This is a genomic window from Proteiniborus sp. MB09-C3, assembly GCF_030263895.1.
In the GTDB taxonomy this organism is placed as follows: domain Bacteria; phylum Bacillota; class Clostridia; order Tissierellales; family Proteiniboraceae; genus Proteiniborus.
Genome location: NZ_CP127161.1, coordinates 1,538,935 through 1,558,864, shown reverse-complemented (window position 1 = coordinate 1,558,864; position 19,930 = coordinate 1,538,935). Strand labels below are relative to the sequence as shown.

Genomic DNA, 19,930 nt, shown 5'->3' with positions numbered 1-19,930 from the left:
CAGTGACCATGCTGATTACCAGACTTATGTTTTTTTATTTTAAGTTATTCATATTAGACCTATTGTCTGTTTTGCACCAAATAATGCTAAAAATCTTACTCCATTCAAAAGTGCAGATTCGTCAAGCATGAACTTTGCATTGTGACAATAGTATATAGAGCCTATGTCTTCATTTCGTATCCCAAGAGATACAAAGCATGCTGGCTTAACCTTTGCATAGTACGAAAAACTATCTCCAACTAAATAAGGAGTATCTAACTTTTTGAATGTACCTGCCTCAAAATTCTCTTTAATCAATTTTTCAGATAATAAAGCCACCATGCTATCATTCATAGTTGGTGAATGTCCTAGTTCTATATCAAGCTCGTATTCTCCACCATAGGCTTTAGTAATTCCATCTATTATATTATGTATGCTATTTTTCACAAGCATTCGTGTTGTTTCATCTATACTTCTTATACTGCCGCCAAATACAACCCTGTCAGGAATAATGCTGTGCGAGGTATTAAATGTATTAAAATAAGTTATAGAAACTACCTGAGGGATATAGGGAGATACAGTTCTTGAGACTATAGTCTGCAATGAAGTAACTATTTCAGCTCCCATTATTATTGGATCTATGGTTTCGTTTGGTGTGGAGGCATGACCTCCTATACCTTTTATTGTTACAGAAAACTTGTCTAATGCAGAAGTTATAGGACCAGACTTTGTTCCAAGTACTCCAGAAGCTAAGAAAGGTGTGACATGGAGACAGAGTATCATATCTACATCATCAATAAAGCCTTTTTCTATTATTTCAGTAGCTCCGCTTGGAATAGTTTCCTCTGCATGTTGAAATATAAATTTTATATTACCTTTCATTTTGTCCTTAAATTTACTCAAAACCTTTGCTGCTCCCAATAGCATAGCCGCATGAGCATCGTGTCCGCAAGCATGCATGACTCCATCATTTTTTGACTTAAAGCTTATATTTGAATCCTCTTGAATGGGAAGTGCATCTATATCAGCCTTAAATGCTATTGTCTCACCCTTTTCTTTGCCTTGTAATATTCCGATAACACTGGTATCTGTAGAACTGACTATTTCAATCCCTTCAAAGGTTTCTAATATGCTTTTAATATATTCTTTTGTTTCATATTCATGAAAAGACAATTCAGGGTTTTGATGAATATGTCTTCTCCATAATATAATGTCCTGCTCAATATTTTTAATTTCTTCCTCAATTAATCTTTTAATATTTAAAATCTCTGAAAACAATGTGTACACTCCCATTACGTTGGTTTTAAATATAGCCTTATACAATATTATTATAGCATATTGATTCTTTAATGAAACTAGCTTTATTGTCATATTTTAGTATTGATCATAATATTTTCTCAGTCATTATACTCATGTTCCCAGTCTCGCAACACGGATGTATTTGTTCCCTATAGTCCCATAAATTTGGTCCTAGCGGACACTCCTATCATAAACCTACAACAGGATTGGTCCTACGGGTTAGGCAAAAAAAGGGCACACCCTTTGGTGTGCCAAAACTAGAACCAGTATACCCCATATTATTTCAGTCATAGTATTTATTGTTAACCCTTTTATTCTATTTTATACATAATTATCCTAAAATATTTGCAACCTTCTTCAGCATCTTCCTTATAGGTAAATCATAAGGACATCTAGTTTCGCATTGGCCACATTCTATGCAGTCACTTGCCTTATTATTAAAGCCCGCATACCTTTCCTTTGCCCAATCCTTAAGACTGTATCTTGTATAGTAGCCCTCCATTAGAAACTGATTAGGTATATCAATTCCCTGTGGACATGGTGCACAGTATCCGCATCTTCTACAGAATTCTGTTCCAAGCTCTTTAGCTTCTGCTAAAATTGTTTCTCTTTCTCTATCATTAAGCTTTCTATATTCATTCCCAACTCTAGCATTTTTCCTTATTTGCTCTATACTATCCATGCCCGGTATCGCTACCCCAACATGTGGATTTTCTAATATAAATCTTAAGGAAAGCTCTGCATTAGTAATTGCTCCGCCAGCTAAAGGCTTCATTACTATAACACCAAGTCCCAAACTATTAGCCCTTTTAAATAATTCCTCTGCTTGTCTCTCTACTGGATTATAAGGAAATTGAATAGTCTCAAAGCATCCAGATTCTATTCCTTTTTCAAGTATGTTTAAATCATGACTAGTTATGCCAATGTGCTTTATTTTTCCTTTATCCTTTGCCTCTTTAAGCGCTCTTAATGCACCATCTTCACCTATAACCTTATTATATTCATCTTCCGTTCTTACATTATGTAATTGATAGAGATCTATATATTCAGTTCTTAAATTTTTAAGGCTTATTTCAATATCATTTTTCATTCCCTGATAATCTCTAACCATAGATTTTGTAGCTAGAATAAAATTATGTCTTCCAGCCTTCTCTAGACCACAGCCTATTAATTCCTCACTTATTGTATAACCTCTAGCTGTATCAATAAAGTTAATTCCTTGTTTATTTAATTCCTCTATTAAATCTACAGCAGCTTCCTTGTCCACTCTCTGTATTGGGATACCTCCAAAGCCAATTACTGATATCTCTAGGCCTGTTTTCCCTAAAAACCTTTTTTCCATGCTTCTCCCCCTTATCTCCTAAAAAAAATATTTATGCTCCCCATGTGAATCATATCTGATAACCATTTTCTAATAAATCTTATATAAAACTGTCTTGTTGCTGGCAAAACTAGTGTAAAGCCCGTTATATCCGTTAATAATCCAGGGGTTATTAGAAGAATTCCGCCAATTAGTACACATAGACCATTTAATAGCTGGTTTCCTGGAACCCTGCCTTCTCTTAATTCTATTTTTATACTTGTAAAAATAGCTAGCCCCTCTCTTTTAGCAAGATATGCGCCTACAAAGCCCGTTGTAATAACTAGAACTATAGTTGTCCATACAGTAGTAGCCTCTGCTATTTTAAAGAGTATAAATATTTCAACTATCGGAACTATAGTAAGCAGAAGAAAAATTTTAAATAACACTATCATCTCCACCTTCAATGCTTTGATCTAACGCTTCCCATACATGCGGCATTTTCTTTTTAAAGTTCACGGGTTTAAGCTCCTTTGTGACAAAAGCATGCTTTGTATACCCCTCCGCTAAGAGTACATTATCGTTTTTTCTTATTATCTCATAGCTAAATACAAGCTTAACCCCTTTCAATTTAGTGAGCCTAGTTTTAATAGCTACTTCATCGTCGTATTTTGCAGATTGTATATACTTGCAGCCTACATCTATTACTGGGAGGAGGATATTTTCCTCCTCTAACTCTTTATAATTCATATTAAGCTGTCTAAAAAATTCTGTCCTTCCTATTTCAAACCAAACAAAGTAATTTGCGTGATATACTATTCCCATCTGATCAGTCTCTGCATATCTTGTTCTAATAATAGTTTCATTTATCATGTATTATTCCTCCAAAACACATTTTCATCCTTCAGGTTAATTATATCAATTTATGCAAAAAAATAAAAGGCAGTAAGTTATACTGCCTTGTGTGAAAACTATAGTACTGTTGTTTCTCCTCTATAAACTAATCCTCTTATACTATCTACTGTAATGGTTTCCCCATCTTTAAGTATTTTCGTTGCATCATTAGCGCCTACAATTACTGGCTTTCCAATATTTAATCCTACTATTGCAGCATGAGATGTAAGCCCTCCATGCTCTGTAATTATGGCAGAAGCTCTTTCCATATAGGCCACCATATCTCTGTCTGTATCAATTGAAACAATTATATTTCCATCTGCAAATTTATTTTCTAAGTCTTTAAGATTATTTGCTATACATACCTGACCCGTTGCAGAACTATTACCTATTCCTATCCCTTTCACTAATATCTCTCCTACAATATGAACTTTTATTAAGTTAGTGCTTCCAGCCACGCCTACAGGTATTCCAGCAGTTATGACTATTAAATCTCCTTGTTTGATATAACCCTTTTCTATGGCACTATTTACTGAATAGTCTATGACTTCGTCTGTAGAGTCCGCTCCTTTAGATAATATTGCATAGACTCCCCATACAAGCATAAGCTTTCTCATCACATCTTTTTTAGGAGTTACTGCAACAATGGGGGCACTTGGTCTAAATTTTGAAACTGCCCTTGCAGTATATCCTGACGAGGTAGCCGTTACAATAGCAGCAGCACCTAAGTCTTCTGCAGTTGAACCGGTAGCATGACTGATTGCATTAGTAACTGTTATATCCTTTCCAATTGATTTATTTCTCAACATTTCTTTATAATCAAGTGAGTGCTCTGTTCTAAGTGCTATATTAGCCATGGTTTTAACTGCTTCTATAGGATACTTTCCTGCTGCCGTTTCCCCAGAAAGCATTATAGCATCTGTACCATCAAAAATTGCATTTGCAACATCAGTGACCTCCGCTCTTGTAGGTCTTGGATTTCTCATCATGGAATCCAGCATCTGAGTAGCTGTAATAACAGGCTTTCCTACCTCATTACATTTTTTAATAATAGTCTTTTGAACAAGTGGAATTTCTTCAGTAGGTATTTCTACGCCTAAATCCCCTCTTGCCACCATTATTCCATCTGAAATCTGAATGATTTCTTCTATATTATCTACGCCTTCTTGATTCTCTATTTTAGATATTATTTGAATATCGTTAGCCTTGTGATTTTCCAGTATTTTTCTTATTTCTATGACATCCGATGCCTTTCTGATAAAAGAAGCTGCAATAAAATCAATTTCATTTTCTATACCAAACAATATATCATCTATATCTTTTTGTGTTATTGCAGGTAGATTGATTTTTATTCCCGGTACATTTACCCCTTTATGATTTTTTACTGGTCCTGGATTTATGACTATGCACTTTATATCAGTATCATTAGTTACCTCTAATATTTTTAGCTCAATGAGTCCATCATCTATTAATATACTGTCTCCAGTGCTAACGTCCTGAGGCAGCCCTTTATATGTGATGCTGCAAATATCACTATTACCAATAATGTCTCGAGTAGTTATAGTAAATTCTTGACCTTCAACAAGGTCCACTACACCATTTTCAAAATCTCCTGTTCTTATTTCAGGTCCTTTAGTATCTAGCATAATTGCCACAGGTATATCTAGCTTTTCTCTTACCTTTTTTATAGCATCAATTCTTCTTTGATGCTCTTCATGTGTTCCATGAGAAAAGTTTAATCTAGCTACATTTAGACCACTTAAAACCAATTTTTCAAATACTTGTTCGTTTTCAGAAGCAGGTCCTATTGTACATACAATTTTTGTTTTTTTCATGTTTCTTTCACCCCTAAATGGACAGAATTTTTGTCAGTTCATAAGTATCTGTATCAAATGCTCTTTTAACTGAAAGAGCTTCATCTATATCAATATCAAATATTTGATTTCCCTTAATTCCTAAAGCCCTAGAGGATTTACCATTAATAAGAAGCTGAACTGCCTTTGCTCCCATTTTACTTGCTATTATTCTATCAAAGGCTGTTGGACTTCCTCCTCTTTGGAGATGTCCTAATATAGTAACTCTAGTTTCTATACCAGTATATTTTTGAATTTCATTCCCTAGCTCATATGCATTGCCTACACCCTCTGCGAGTAGAATTATACTATGCAGCTTTCCTCTGTTTTTTCCTTGAATAAGTCTCTTGCATACATCTTCTATATGAAAGCCTTCCTCAGGGACTATTATACTTTCAGCACCTCCGGCTAGCCCAGCATTTAATGCAATGTCTCCAGAATGTCTGCCCATAACTTCAATAATATTAGCTCTGCCATGTGAAGTTGAGGTGTCTCTTATTTTGCCTATTGCATCTATTACTGTGTTTATGGCTGTGTCAAAGCCTATAGTAAAATCTGTATACCCCAAGTCATTATCTATAGTTCCTGGTATGCCTATAGTGGGGAATCCTAGTTTGCTGAGCTCACTAGCCCCTCTTAGGGAACCATCCCCTCCTATGACTATTAATCCGTCAATTTTAAACACCTTTAATACAGTCATAGCCTTTTCTCTTCCAGCTTCAGTTGTAAACTCTTCACATCTTGCCGTCCTTAGCATAGTTCCTCCTCTGTGAATGATATCTGCAACTGAAGAAAGATTCATTTCATATATATTACCATCAATTAAACCATTATATCCCTGTTTAATTCCCATAACTCTTATGTTGTTATAAATGCCCGTTCTAATAACAGCTCTTATAGCAGCATTCATTCCAGGTGCATCTCCTCCGCTTGTTAAAACCCCTATTGTTTCCACACTAAATATCCTCCTTTCAAACCAACATGGTCATTAAATGTCCCAGCCTAGCTAAAAATTAATAAAAATCGAATTAAAAATTAAAACCGTTAAAATATACGTCTAGTACCCTAAACCTAAATCTATTAAAACAGTTTGAGCATCATCTGCCTCAAACTCTGGAACCAATATTTTGTAAACTATATTATCTCCTTCTTTTGAAAAAGGTTTTACCTTAACTAGAAAACCTTCGGCTTTTAATTTTTCCTGTAATTTCTTAGCTGCTTCAGCACCTTCTACCATGTATATTGCAGTCCACATTTTTTGACCTCCAAAGCTTCTATTTCTATAGTTTAATTGTTGTATATTATTATGAATGGATACTATAAGCATATTATACCATAAATTTTAAGGTTTCCACTACTCGTTTTATTATAAAATCCACTAACAAACTTTTATGCAGTCTTCTCCCAACATGCTTTCAAGTTTATTTAATAGCTCCTGATTTTCAGCATCCACCCATAAATCTCTATCAGCCATCATAGTACTCTTGTTTTTTTCAAGATATACATACACAGGTACTGTACCACTATATTGTGATAATACCTTTTTTATCTCCTCAATAAAATCTAAAGGCTTTGAACTAGGCATTTTTATATAAATTTTTTCTTTTCTAGCTTTTACAAGGGGTTTAATAGTCTCTACTATTATTTTTGGATCTTCCTCTTCATTTATGCTTAATCTTCCATCAACCATTACTATACTGTCTTCATATATAAACTTATTATATTTTTCAAGGGTTGCAGGAAAAATAATAAGCTCCACTATACCATATAAATCCTCTAAGGTTGCAAAAGCCATCATATTATTATTTTTAGTAATCTTATTCTGTTTTTTTACTATTATTCCTCCCATAATAACTTTATTTCCATCACTAATAGAAGTTGTGCTTACTCCTATATTTTCCACTGCTTCATTTATATCAACTGTTGTAACCTTTGAAAGTTTTTTAAGCTCTTCAGCAAAGGACGAAAGAGGGTGGCCGCTGATATATACTCCTATCATTTCCTTTTCCATTGATAAAAGAGTTCTTTCTGGAAATTCTTTTATATTTGGCAATATATCCAGACTTAAATCAGGATTGCTTTCAGGACTTATTACTTCAAATAACGAAAATTGCCCTTCCACATTCCTTTTTCTGTCTTGGTTTATACCCTCTATTATTCTCTCATATATGGCTAAAAGCTGAGCCCTATTTGCCCCCAGAGAGTCAAAGGTTCCACATTTAATCATACTCTCAAGCATTCTTTTGTTTATGACATTTAGGTCTACTCTTTGGCAGAAATCAACAAAGCCAAGAAATTTCCCACTATTTTTTCTTGTTTTTACTATAGAATCTATTGCAGCAGAGCCAACATTTTTAATGGCTGCTAGCCCAAATCTAATTGCTCCGTCCTTCACTGTAAATTTTGAGTAGCTTTCATTAATATCAGGAGGAAGTATTTTTATCCCGAGTCTTTTACATTCCTGAATATAAAGCGAAACAGAATTTGTATTTCCCATTATGCTCGTTATCAATGCAGCCATAAATTCGACAGGATAATAATATTTAAGCCAAGCTGTCTCATATGCTACAACTGCATAGGCGGCAGAGTGAGATTTATTAAAGGCATAGTTGGCAAAATCTATCATTTCATCATATATCTTGTTGGCAGTCTCTTCATCTACTCCATTTCTAATAGCGCCTGGTATTTCTATTTCACCTTTTTCATTAGTCTTTCCATATATAAAGTGCTGCCTCTCCTGCTCCATCACATCCATTTTTTTCTTTCCCATGGCTCTTCTTACTAAGTCAGAACGTCCCATAGAAAATCCACCTATATCCCTCACAATCTGCATTACCTGCTCCTGATATACCATACAGCCGTAGGTAACATCAAGTATAGGCTCTAGCTTAGGATGCAAATATGAAACTGCCTCTGGATTATTTTTGTTTTCTATATATCTAGGTATCTGATTCATAGGGCCAGGTCTGTATAGAGAATTGGCAGCCACAATATTCTCAAAGCCAGTAGGCTTAAGCTCCTTTAAAAACTGTCTCATTCCAGAGCTTTCAAACTGGAAAACTCCAAGGGTTTCTCCCTTGGCAAACATATTATATATCTTGGAATCATCATAATCTGAATCTGAAAAATCTATTTTAATTCCATGATTGTCCTCAATGAGCTTTACAGCATCTCTTATAACAGTAAGTGTCCTAAGTCCTAAAAAGTCCATTTTTAATAAGCCTAATTCTTCAAGCTCGGTCATTGTAAACTGTGTAATAATACTCTCATTGTTTCTTGCTAAAGGAACATACTCAGTTATAGGCAGCTTTGAAATAACCACTCCAGCTGCATGGGTTGATGTATGTCTAGGCAAGCCTTCAACAGCTCTTGCCAGATCTATAAGTTCCTTTACAGAATCATCATCTTCATATGATTCATATAGCTTTTTATTTATTTCCATTGCCTTATCTATGGTCATGCCGATAGCCATTGGTATTTGCTTTGCAATAAAATCAACTTCACCATAGGACATATTTATTGCTCGACCCACATCTCTTATGGCTCCTCTTGCTGCCATAGTACCAAATGTTGCGATCTGTGCTACTCTATCAACACCATACTTAGATATAACATATTCTATTACTTCTTCTCTTCTTTCATAGCAAAAATCTATATCTATATCTGGCATAGACACTCTCTCTGGGTTTAAAAACCTTTCAAATATCAAACCATGTTTTATTGGGTCAATATCTATGATTCCTAATGTATAGGATACTAGACTTCCTGCTGCAGAGCCACGGCCTGGCCCTACCATTATCCCATTATCTTTTGCATACTTAATAAAATCCCATACAATAAGAAAATAATCCACATATCCCATATTCTCAATAGTCTTTATTTCGTATTCAAGCCTATCTACTAGCTCTTGATCTATATTTTTATATCTTACCTTTAATCCTTCGTAGCAAAGCTTTCTTAAATATTCTTGATTTGTCAGTCCCTCAGGTGCACTAAATTCCGGTAGATGGAGAGTATTAAAATCCAACTCTACATTGCACCTTTCTGCTATCTTTACAGTATTTGATATAGCATCATCAAAGCTGCCAAATAGTGTATTCATTTCCTCATAGGACTTCAAATAAAATTCAGAGGATGGAAACTTCATTCTATCTTCGTCATCTAATGTCTTTCCTGTCTGTATGCATAAGAGAACATCATGAAATTTTGAATCCTCTTTGTTTATGTAGTGCACATCATTTGTAGCCACTAGAGGTATCTCTATTTCCCTGCTAAGCCTTAAAAGCTGCTGATTTATTAATTTTTGCTCTCTAATTCCATGATCCTGCAGCTCTAAAAAAAAGTTGTTCTGTCCAAAAATATCATTATATATTAAGGCAGTTTGCTTTGCCTTTTCATAATTTCCATCATTGAGATATTGCTGTACTTCCCCTGCAAGACAGGAGCTTAAAGCAATTATACCCTTATTATATTTTCTAAGTACCTCATAATCTACTCTTGGCTTATAATAGAATCCATTAATAAAGCCCTCTGATACTATTTTAGTTAAATTCAAATATCCTTCCATGTTTTCTGCAAGAAGAACAAGGTGGTATTGACTTTTATCCCTATTTGGATCCTTTTCAGTATATTTACCCTTTGATATATATACTTCACAGCCCAATATAGGCTTTATTCCCTTTTTAACAGCAGTTTTATAAAAGTCTACTATTCCATACATTACTCCATGATCAGTTATGGCTATACTGTTCATTCCAAGCTCTGCAGCCTTGTCTATAAGCTTATTTGTCCTAGAAGCACCATCTAGGAGACTGTATTGGGTATGAACATGAAGATGTACAAATTTGTTTTTAACATTATTACTCATACTTTCACTTCTCCTTTTGGGCATAAAAGAAATATAGACTCACAGTTTTTAAAATTTCCGTTCACTAAAAATCATGGTCATATCATGTAAATGTTCTCTCAATATCTCTTTATATCCATAATAAATCTGTATAAAAAAAGATAGTGAACTTCACTATCTTCATTATATCAAAACAAATATTATGTTACAATTTTATATGTCTTAAAACAATTCTATATCATCTGTAGTCCCCACTACTTTAATTGAATCCTCTGTTTCAGATAAATCTATAATGTAAGGAATTTTTACCCTTTCTCCCATGTTGTTGTATAATATTCTTACTATGGGCCTAGATACATGATTTTTCTTGTTAAAAACAACATATCCCTTAAAGCCTGTATTGAGTATTATGCCCTTGCCTACTGGATATCTAGCTATATTTTCTATAAAATTATCAGCAATATTACTATCAAACTGACTTCCTGATACAGAAGCAATGTAATCTACAGCTTCATCTGTACTTATCCTAGATCTATATACCCTATCATTAGTGAGAGCATCATATACATCAGCAACTGCCACTACTCTAGCAAGCTCATGAATGCCTTCTCCCTTAGCATTATAAGGATATCCACTGCCATCGTACCTTTCATGATGCGATAATGCAATTATTTTAGAATCATAGCTAATATTTTTAATATCATTCAACATTTCATATCCAATTAGGGTGTGTTTCTTTATTTGATCGTACTCACTCATAGTAAGACTAGAAGGTTTGTTAAGTATACCTAGGTCGACTTTAGTTTTACCTATGTCGTGCAGCATTGCTCCTACTCCTAGGTCTACAAGCTTTTCTTTGTCATAGCCTAATTTTATAGCTATTATTAGAGACAATATAGATACGTTTACACTATGTTCATAGGCATAATCATCCATAGCCTTCATTTCAGAAAGATTCACTAAAATATCGTCATTTGTTAATAAATATTCGATAATATTAGTAATAATATCTCTTGTCATCTCAACTTCTTCTTCATCAACATAGCAGATATTACCCATAATTTTTTCCATACTCAAAGAAGAGCTATTTCTTAGTTCTTCCCTTATAATATCATGAATTGATTTTTTATAGCTTGAATCATCTTTAACATATATGCTCCTTATTCCCAGCTCTGTAATCCTTTCTAAATACCTATCTCTAATTACATCACCTTCATCAAGCAATATAGAATCTTCACTTAAATATATAGGCTTTGCATTTATCATTCCTTCTTTAATCATATTTAATGGCATCAATATCATGGTTGTCTCCTCTGTAAGAAAACTTATATTCTCGTATATTTTTACATTATACACTAGTTCCTACAATAAATCGACTTTTTCCATTAACATTCATTAAATTAGGAATTTTGACCTATAAAAGAGCAATACTTTTTTCATCATATATGCAGCAAATAATATTCTAAAGCTGTTCTAGTCCATTTTCAATTAAATCCAAAATATCCTTCATTGCTGCTTCCTCATCGATTCCATCTATCATTATCTTTATTTTTTCATCAGGACTTACGCCTAATGCCATTATGCCCATAATGCTCTTTGCATTGACCTTTTTGCCATCCTTTTCTACGAAAATTTCGCTTCTGTATTTACTGCAAGTCCTTACAAACAACGCCGCAGGTCTTGCATGAAGTCCAATACTGTTTTTTATAACTGCAATTTTTGTAATCATATTGTCATTTCCTCCTCTCTCTTAGTTGTTCTGCTATTTCTTCTAGTTTTCTTAGTCTATGGTTTACTCCAGATTTCCCGATGCTCGGGGTAAGCATCATCCCCAGCTCCTTTAAACTGGCATCTCTATGCAGAAGCCTTAACCGTGCTATATCAACTAGGTTTTCAGGTAAATTATCTATTCCAATTATCTTATCTATATATTCTATATTGTGTATTTGCCTTAGTGAGGCATTGATTGTTTTTTCTAGATTGGCAGTCTCACAATTTACTATCCTATTCACATTATTCCTTACTTCCTTAAGTATCCTTATATCTTCAAGCTTGAGCAGTGCAGAATGTGCCTCCATTATATTCAGAAGATCCACGATTTGCTCCCCTTCTTTAAGATACACCACATAGCTTTCTTTACGCAATACTATTTTTGAATTAAGACCAAAGGAATTTATTAGCTTTGATAAATCAATACTATGCTGTTGGCTATGGGTAACAAATTCTAAGTGGTAAGTCTTTTCAGGATTGCTAATAGAACCTCCTCCTAAAAATGCTCCTCTTATATACGCCCTTTTACAGCATCTATTATTAATCAATTTTTTAATTATACCATAGTTTATGACATATTGCTGCTTGTTATCCTTTTTTAGTACTCCAGTCTCTATAAGAATTTTTTCTGCATCATTAGAATTACCTACAATTATTAAATAATTATTATTCTTTTTTAATTGTTTATTTTTCCTAACCATTACTTCAGTATTTACATTATATAATAACTTAAGCAAAGTAAATATCCTTCTTGCTATTGCAGCATTCTCGGTCGTAAATTTCAAGTTTACTCTACCTAAACCACTAATCTGAACAGAACCGCTCATTCTAATAAGTGCAGCTAATTCTGCTAATATACAGCAATTATTTTCCATTTGTATCCTAGATAATTCATTTTTAGTTTTTGATGAAAACGACATATGCCACACCTACCATAAAAATATTTAATGTTACATATTTTGTATAGCTTTAATTATTATCTTCTTCTCATCTTCATATTTTGCTATTTGACTTGCCCTATTAATATGAACAAATAAGGCATCTACAAAACCCTCTTTTCTTTGTGGGATACATTCCATGCTTCTTGCCTCCATTAGAAACCAGTGCACAGTCTTGCTAACGATTTCATCCTCTTCTCTAGTATTCCTAAAAGTGTAATGTATCTTTCCCAAATATTTAACAATGTTAGCTTTTACTCCTCCCTCTTCTAGAACCTCCCTAGTGGCTGTTTCGGATATATCCTCATTATACTCTACCTTTCCTTTAGGTAAAACCCAATCTCCATTATATTTTCTTAATAGCAGTATGGCATTGCCAAATACTACAACCCCTCCTGCACTTATTTCATTTCTCATGTTGAAACACCCCTATGCTCAAAATCCGAAACTTATCAATTAAAGTATATACAATTAAATTATCATATTAGTGTAAATCTTTCAACTACTCAAGTGCTATTAAATTAATGTCTTATTTACTATTCAATTTATTTGATATAAAATGGTATTAGATTACATGAAATACTATCTAAGGAGGATTGTCATATGATAATTGACATGCAGTATGCCGTTGATAATCTCGTTAAAATTTTAAAAACTCCAAGTCCTACAGGAAATACAAAAACAGTTATGGATATTGTGGAGAATGAATTCAAGGAACTTAATGTTGTCAGCTATAGGACTAAAAAAGGTGCTTTAGTTGCTAGTATCAAGGGAGAAAATGATGATGTACATAGAACACTTTCTGCCCATGTTGATACTCTAGGAGCAATGGTAAAAGAAATTAAGGGAAATGGAAGACTTAAAATCACACAAATAGGCGGTTATTCATGGAATACTATTGAAGGTGAATATTGCGTGGTTGAGGCTTCTAACGACAAAAAATATTCTGGTACTATATTGACAACTAAAGCATCCACCCATGTGCATGGTAGTGAAACAAGTAAAATTGAAAGAAGCGAAAGCAGTATAGAAATTAGGCTTGATGAAAAGGTTAATTCAAAGGAAGATGTTGAAAAGCTAGGAATTTCCGTTGGAGACTTTGTATTCCTTGATCCAAGAGCTATAGTAACTGAAAGTGGATTTATTAAATCAAGGCATTTAGATGATAAGGCAGGAGTAGCTGCTATTTTAGCAGTAGCAAAATACTTTAAAGATAATAGCCTAACACCAAAATACACAACTAATTTCTTTATAAGCAATTATGAAGAAGTGGGACATGGTGCCTCCGCTTCAATACCAGAAAAAACTGCTGAATTCATCGCTATTGACATGGCTGCTCCCGGTGATGGGCAAACCTCTGATGAATTTAGTGTTACAATATGTGCAAAGGATTCTAGTGGTCCATATGATTTAGAACTAAAAAATAGATTAGTTGAAATAGCAAAAAACAATAATATTAACTATAAGGTTGACATATATCCTTACTATGGTTCAGATGCGAGTGCTGCTTTAAGAGCAGGCTGGGAATTTAAACACGGACTTATAGGACCTGGAGTAGATGCTTCTCATTCTCATGAAAGAACTCACAAGGAGGCTATAGAAAATACAATTAAACTGGCTATTAAGTATTTGTTAGCTGAATAATGAGACAGGAGTAATAACAATTTTGATTTGGTTGACCAATATATGTGCAATGTATAAAGCTTTCAATATTTATATCGAAAAAACAAAAATAATTAGAACTAAAAGCTGTAAGCCTAAGTGCAGATAGAAATTAATATAATCTGCACTTTTTGTTTTTTGCTATATACTGTATCTCTTTACTTTAGTTTCATGTTTATTTACCTCATAGTGTAGCAAAATAAAATAAAAAGGTGATTTTATGTCTATTAATGAAAAGTTTATTATAAATCTTCAGGGAAAATCTTTTGTAACCTATGAAGGACTCTTGGATTTAGCGCATCAGAAAAATTTGAAATCTATTAATGTAGAGCTTGTACAGACACCCTCAAAGGAAAATAATATGACCGCCATATGTAAAGCTACGGCAGTTACCGACAAGGGAACCTTCATTGATTATGGAGATGCAAGTCCAAGCTCAGTTAATTCTAAAATTCAACCCCATATAATTAGAATGGCATCTACTCGTGCAAAGGCAAGGGCTCTAAGAGACTTAACAAATGTAGGAATGACTGCAATTGAAGAGATAAATCTTGAAGCAGATAATGAAGCTAGGGATAATCCATTTGAATCCTCTGCTTATGTTCCTAATGATTTTTTCAATGAACCTCCTACTAAAAGACAGCTAGATACTATAAAAAAGCTATCTGATGATTTGAATAGGGACATTGACTTAGCAGCCTTAGATAAAAGGAGTGCAGGAGCCTTGATTTCAAGCTTATTGGAGGAAAAGTATAAAAGGAATTGATAATATGAAAATATGAATTAAGCACATTTGTTCTATTAATTTAAGAAGTTTTAGGAAATATTTATATTTCGTCATTCTGGACGTAATGAAGAATTCATAAATCCTTCACTTACGCTCAGAATGACAATATCATTATTAAAGCTAGTTTTATTTACTCACTATTCAGCTACCATATAAGTGACTATTGTAAAATCAAAAATTTTGGATATTTGCTTACTCAATAGGCTTAAGCTCCGCTATAAAGTGTCTTAGTACCTTTGGCTCATAAGTAAATTCATAGCCCTTGAGCTCATCTTTCCTCTTTGCAATATTGATTAAAGCCTCTGCTATGACATCCATATGATTATTAGTGTATACTCTTCTAGGTATGGTAAGTCTCAACAATTCTAATGGAGATTCAAGCTGTTCTCCTGTATCAGGATCTCTTCCCAATAAGAATGAACCAACCTCAACTCCTCTAACTCCTGCTTCAATATATAGCTCTACACATAATGACTGAGCTGGGAATTGATAATATGGTATATGTGGAAGAAGCTTTTTAGCATCTACGAATACCGCATGACCACCTACAGGTTTTTGTATAGGTATTCCTGCTTCATCAAGTCTCTTTGCTAAATATTCTATCTGACCAATTCTGGATTGAAGATAGGATTCATCAACTGCTTCTCTAATACCTCTTGATAAAGCCTCCATATCTCTACCTGTCAATCCTCCATAAGTTGGGAAGCCTTCCATAGGAATTACCATCTGCCTTACTCCACCAAATAGCTCTTCGTCATCCTTAATAGCAACCATACCACCCATGTTTACTATACCATCTTTCTTTGCACTCATAGTAAGTCCTTCACCATATGAAAACATCTCTTTTATAATCTCTTTTATACTTTTGTTCTTATAGGCTTCTTCTCTTTGTTTTATAAAGTAAGCGTTTTCCGCAAATCTAGCTGAATCAAAAAATACTCTTAATCCGTATTTATCTGCTATCTTTCTTACAGCCTTTATATTTTCTATTGATACTGGCTGACCGCCAGCACTATTACATGTAACTGTAATCAATATAAACGCACAATTTTCTACACCTTTTTCCTTAATGAACGCTTCAAGCTTTTCTAAGTCAAAGTTTCCTTTAAAAGGATGCTCCTTCTGAGTATCATATGCTTCCTCTATTACAAAATTTTCAGCTCTTCCACCCTTAAGCTCTATATGGGCCTTTGTAGTATCAAAATGCATATTTCCTAGTACATACTGTTTTGGTTTAATCAACAAAGGGAATAATATGTTTTCTGCACCTCTACCTTGATGTGTTGGCACAAAGTATTTATAACCGATTATTTCATGAACAGTATCTTGGAGATTGTAAAAGTTTCTGCTGCCAGCATATGCTTCATCTCCAAGCATTAACCCTGACCATTGGTTATCACTCATAGCACCAGTACCACTATCAGAAAGCAAGTCAATAAACACATCTTCTGATTTTAATGCAAACTGATTGTAGCCTACTTCTCGTATCTTTCTTATTCTTTCTTCCTTAGGTATTAACCTGATGTTTTCCACCATTTTAATCTTATATGGCTCTGCCATTTTTGTATAGATTTCGCTCATTAAAAAGCCCTCCTTTACTTTAACGATTTAAATTGCTAAAATTATTTGAAGTCTTCAAAATTTTTTTACATAGTAATTTATTCTATAAATAATTTATATTTCCTTTATATTTTATTTATATTTCTATTTCTTAACATTATAAATATATGGGGGATAAATAGCCACTTTATCTTTTGAAGTCTTCTGAAATACTTTTGTATGCCATAAAATTTCGTTGGATTTATTTCGTCGTGGTGTTATAATGAAAAAAATGATTATGGGGGGATTAAGTTTGGAAGAAAGAAGAATACCTGCAATCTCAAGTTATTTGAAGCGTAACATGATTAATGTACCTGAAGTAATCGATGAGGCATCTGGAATAAGAGTTAACGGAAAATTGATTCGTTCATTAGTATTTTCAACGGATGTTGCGATAATAAAAAATATAAACGCAGATGCAGTAATGGCAGTATATCCTTTTACCCCTCAGCCCATAATAACTCAGGCAATTATGACTGCTGCTTCTGTACCCGTTTTTTGTGGTGTGGGTGGCGGAATTACTACTGGCAAAAGATCTGTTAACCTTGCTTTACATGCTGAGTTTCAAGGGGCTATGGGCGTAGTAGTAAATGCGCCTACTGCAAATGAGGTAATAAGTGAATTAGTAAGTACTATTGATATACCTGTAGTCGTTACTGTTACTACAATTAAGACAGATATTTTAGAAAGGATTAAAGCAGGAGCCACTATATTAAATGTTTCTGGTGCAAGCAAAACTCCTGAAATTGTTGCTGCAATAAGAAAAGATTTTCCTGATATACCTATTATTGCAACAGGAGGCCCTACTGATGAAAGTATATTAGAGACTATAAAGGCAGGAGCTAATGCTATAACCTATACTCCGCCAACTTCACCTGCGTTATTCTCTACATTAATGCAAAAATACAGAGGAGAATTATAAAAACCGAGGATATAAGATGTCCACTGAAAAAGTCTGTTTTTGGGTTTGTCATTCTGAAACGCAGTCGAAGAATCCTATGTTTCAATGCATGAGGGATCCTTCGCTGATGCTCAGGATGACAAAAAGGACTTTTTCAGTGGCCTTGACATAAGCCTCAGTTTTTTTTCTCTTTCATAACTAAATCTACTATTATCTCACTTAGACTAATAGCATCATGTCTAATATAATTTTTTTTAATATCTATGAGATTATTTTTAATCACTTTAATATTCATATCAGCCAATATGTTCTCTTCCTCTTCTGTAATAATTACTGGCCTTGCTCCATCCTTAATATAAATATTTAAAGTATCCTCAGGAATCCTTTCAACATTGGCTATTACGTAGTCAATTATTCTTTCTTTAGAATGTTTGTTTATGGCTTTTACATGATCTAATACACTATAGTCGTCAGTTTCTCCTGGTTGAGTCATGACATTTGATATATATATTTTTATTGACTCTGATTTATCTATTTCATCTACTATGTTTTCAACTAGAAGGTTAGGAATTACACTGGTATACAAGCTGCCTGGTCCTAGTACTATACAATCCGCTTCTCTTATTGCATCTATAGCCTCGTCTACAGGTTTAGCTTTTTCAGGTCTAATATATACATAGTCTATTTTACTTTTATATTCGCCATTTTTTACGGGTATATTAGATTCACCTTCTATAATATGTTCGTCTTCTAATTTAGCATAAAGCTTTACATCTTCTAATGTCATAGGAAGAACCTTTCCAGTCACAGCTAGTACACTGCCCATCTCTTTAATAGCAGTCTCGAAGTTTCCATGAATTTCGTTCATGGCGGCTATAAATAAATTTCCAAAGTTCTGTCCTTTAAGCCTTCCTTCCTTGAATCTATACTGTAATAGTTTCTCCATAGCTGGCTCAGTATTGGCAAGAGCTAACAAGCAGCTTCTAATATCGCCTGGAGGAAGCATGCCTAAATCCTCTCTAAGAATTCCTGAGCCGCCACCATCATCTGCAACTGTTACAATAGCAGTAATATTCGAAGTGTATTCTTTTAAGCCTCTAAGTAAAACTGAAAGCCCAGTTCCTCCTCCTATAACAACTACCTTGGGAGCCGCAGCGAGTCTTTTTCTTTCTTCAAGTGCTCTATTGGTTTGTTTTATATTAGTTAGCTTCATAATATTTCCCCTTTATGCTTTTTCACAATCTCTATGTCCCATAACAACTCTATATCCTTTTTGCTTTAAATCCTCATATAAAACATTGGCTATAGTAACTGAACGATGTTTTCCTCCTGTACATCCAATAGCTATAACAAGCTGACTCTTACCCTCTTTAATGTAGTAGGGTATTAAAAAGTCAATCATATCTATAAGCTTGTCAATAAATGTCTTAGTTTGCTCCCATTTCATAACATAATTTCTTACATTTTCATCGTTTCCAGTAAAGTCCTTTAGTTCAGCAACATAAAAAGGATTCGGTAAAAATCTAACATCAAAAACTAAATCAGCATCAAGTGGGATTCCCTTTTTAAAGCCAAAGGATACAATGGAAACTGTTAAGTTCTTTGTTTCTTTACCCTCCACAAAGATATTCTTAATTTCCTCTTTTAGCATAGCTGTCGTCAGATTTGAAGTATCTAATATATAGTTAGATTTCATTTTTACTTCATTTAGTCTTTCTCTCTCCCTTTCAATACCGTCAATTATTCTACCTTCAGTGCTTAAAGGGTGAGGTCTTCTTTGTTCTTTAAATCTCTTAATAAGCACTTCATCCGAAGCATCTAAGAATAGTATCTTATATTCAAATCCTGATTCCTCAAGATCATAAAGACTTTTAAATAAATCATTAAAAAACTTTCCGCCTCTTATATCTACAACAACTGCAACCTGGTCAATATTCCTTTTAGAGTATAAGCATAAATCTGCGAAGTCTGGTAGCAATGCAGGTGGCAGGTTGTCCATACAGTAGTATCCTATGTCTTCAAACACCTTTACTGCCTGGCTCTTTCCTGCACCAGAAAGACCGGTTATGATAATAAATTTCACGGTAAAGCACCTCTTTCTA

18 protein-coding genes are annotated in these 19,930 nt (G+C 33.9%); 3 read left to right on the top strand and 15 right to left on the bottom strand.

The genetic code is table 11. From position 1 onward, the window contains the following. Positions 1-48: 48 nt before the first annotated feature. The 12 genes from QO263_RS07480 to QO263_RS07425 form a co-directional block, all read right to left on the bottom strand. Entirely contained in the window at positions 49-1,257 is a 1,209-nt protein-coding gene (locus tag QO263_RS07480) for a M20 metallopeptidase family protein (protein WP_285628324.1), read from the bottom strand. Positions 1,258-1,609: 352 nt separating this feature from the next. Continuing rightward, a complete protein-coding gene (locus tag QO263_RS07475) occupies positions 1,610-2,620 on the bottom strand; it encodes an aldo/keto reductase (protein WP_285628321.1) in 1,011 nt (336 codons plus the stop codon). An 11-nt stretch (positions 2,621-2,631) separates the two neighbouring features. Further along, positions 2,632-3,027, bottom strand: coding sequence for an FxsA family protein (locus QO263_RS07470; protein ID WP_352169557.1), 396 nt, complete (start codon positions 3,025-3,027; stop codon positions 2,632-2,634). After that, on the bottom strand, positions 3,017-3,451 hold the full coding sequence (locus QO263_RS07465; RefSeq protein ID WP_285628316.1) for an acyl-CoA thioesterase: 435 nt from the start codon (positions 3,449-3,451) through the stop codon (positions 3,017-3,019). The genes QO263_RS07470 and QO263_RS07465 overlap by 11 nt, the downstream gene beginning before the upstream one ends. Before the next feature lie 98 nt (positions 3,452-3,549). Continuing rightward, positions 3,550-5,307, bottom strand: coding sequence for a pyruvate kinase (pyk, locus tag QO263_RS07460; RefSeq protein WP_285628313.1), 1,758 nt, complete (start codon positions 5,305-5,307; stop codon positions 3,550-3,552). Positions 5,308-5,320: 13 nt separating this feature from the next. Next, entirely contained in the window at positions 5,321-6,280 is a 960-nt protein-coding gene (pfkA, locus tag QO263_RS07455) for a 6-phosphofructokinase (protein ID WP_285628310.1), read from the bottom strand. Positions 6,281-6,382: 102 nt separating this feature from the next. Then, positions 6,383-6,580, bottom strand: coding sequence for a hypothetical protein (locus tag QO263_RS07450; protein WP_285628307.1), 198 nt, complete (start codon positions 6,578-6,580; stop codon positions 6,383-6,385). Between the two features lie 123 nt (positions 6,581-6,703). Next, complete coding sequence (locus QO263_RS07445; RefSeq protein WP_285628304.1) at positions 6,704-10,192, bottom strand: DNA polymerase III subunit alpha; 3,489 nt, start codon at positions 10,190-10,192, stop codon at positions 6,704-6,706. A 201-nt stretch (positions 10,193-10,393) separates the two neighbouring features. Beyond that, the gene (locus tag QO263_RS07440) at positions 10,394-11,527 is read right to left on the bottom strand and encodes an HD-GYP domain-containing protein (RefSeq protein ID WP_285628302.1); all 1,134 of its coding nucleotides are present in this window, start codon (positions 11,525-11,527) and stop codon (positions 10,394-10,396) included. 106 nt (positions 11,528-11,633) lie between these two features. Next, positions 11,634-11,900 carry an HPr family phosphocarrier protein gene (locus QO263_RS07435; RefSeq protein WP_285628299.1) on the bottom strand — a complete coding sequence of 89 codons (267 nt, stop codon included), beginning with the start codon at positions 11,898-11,900 and terminating at the stop codon, positions 11,634-11,636. Between the two features lie 4 nt (positions 11,901-11,904). After that, positions 11,905-12,861, bottom strand: coding sequence for a DNA-binding protein WhiA (whiA, locus tag QO263_RS07430; protein ID WP_285628297.1), 957 nt, complete (start codon positions 12,859-12,861; stop codon positions 11,905-11,907). Positions 12,862-12,891: 30 nt separating this feature from the next. Further along, on the bottom strand, positions 12,892-13,296 hold the full coding sequence (locus QO263_RS07425; protein ID WP_285628292.1) for an NUDIX hydrolase: 405 nt from the start codon (positions 13,294-13,296) through the stop codon (positions 12,892-12,894). A gap of 186 nt (positions 13,297-13,482) precedes the next feature. Here QO263_RS07425 and QO263_RS07420 point away from each other — a divergent pair, with 186 nt between their 5' ends. Together QO263_RS07420 and QO263_RS07415 are read left to right on the top strand one after the other, a co-directional pair. Then, positions 13,483-14,523, top strand: a complete 1,041-nt coding sequence (locus QO263_RS07420) for a M42 family metallopeptidase (RefSeq protein ID WP_285628289.1) — start codon at positions 13,483-13,485, stop codon at positions 14,521-14,523. A gap of 238 nt (positions 14,524-14,761) precedes the next feature. Continuing rightward, the gene (locus tag QO263_RS07415; protein ID WP_285628286.1) at positions 14,762-15,307 is read left to right on the top strand and encodes a hypothetical protein; all 546 of its coding nucleotides are present in this window, start codon (positions 14,762-14,764) and stop codon (positions 15,305-15,307) included. A 213-nt stretch (positions 15,308-15,520) separates the two neighbouring features. Here QO263_RS07415 and QO263_RS07410 read toward each other — a convergent pair whose 3' ends face one another. Further along, positions 15,521-16,909: a tryptophanase gene (locus QO263_RS07410; RefSeq protein WP_285628283.1), complete on the bottom strand. Its 1,389-nt coding sequence runs from the start codon at positions 16,907-16,909 to the stop codon at positions 15,521-15,523. Between the two features lie 319 nt (positions 16,910-17,228). Between QO263_RS07410 and QO263_RS07405 the strand changes: the two genes are divergently transcribed. Continuing rightward, on the top strand, positions 17,229-17,849 hold the full coding sequence (locus tag QO263_RS07405) for a beta/alpha barrel domain-containing protein (protein ID WP_285629234.1): 621 nt from the start codon (positions 17,229-17,231) through the stop codon (positions 17,847-17,849). 154 nt (positions 17,850-18,003) lie between these two features. Here the strand turns inward: QO263_RS07405 and mgfK are convergent, their stop codons facing one another. Both mgfK and rapZ read right to left on the bottom strand, forming a co-directional pair. After that, entirely contained in the window at positions 18,004-19,041 is a 1,038-nt protein-coding gene (gene mgfK / locus QO263_RS07400; protein ID WP_285628280.1) for a gluconeogenesis morphogenetic factor MgfK, read from the bottom strand. A gap of 12 nt (positions 19,042-19,053) precedes the next feature. Beyond that, on the bottom strand, positions 19,054-19,911 hold the full coding sequence (gene rapZ, locus QO263_RS07395) for an RNase adapter RapZ (protein WP_285628277.1): 858 nt from the start codon (positions 19,909-19,911) through the stop codon (positions 19,054-19,056). Positions 19,912-19,930: the final 19 nt, after the last annotated feature.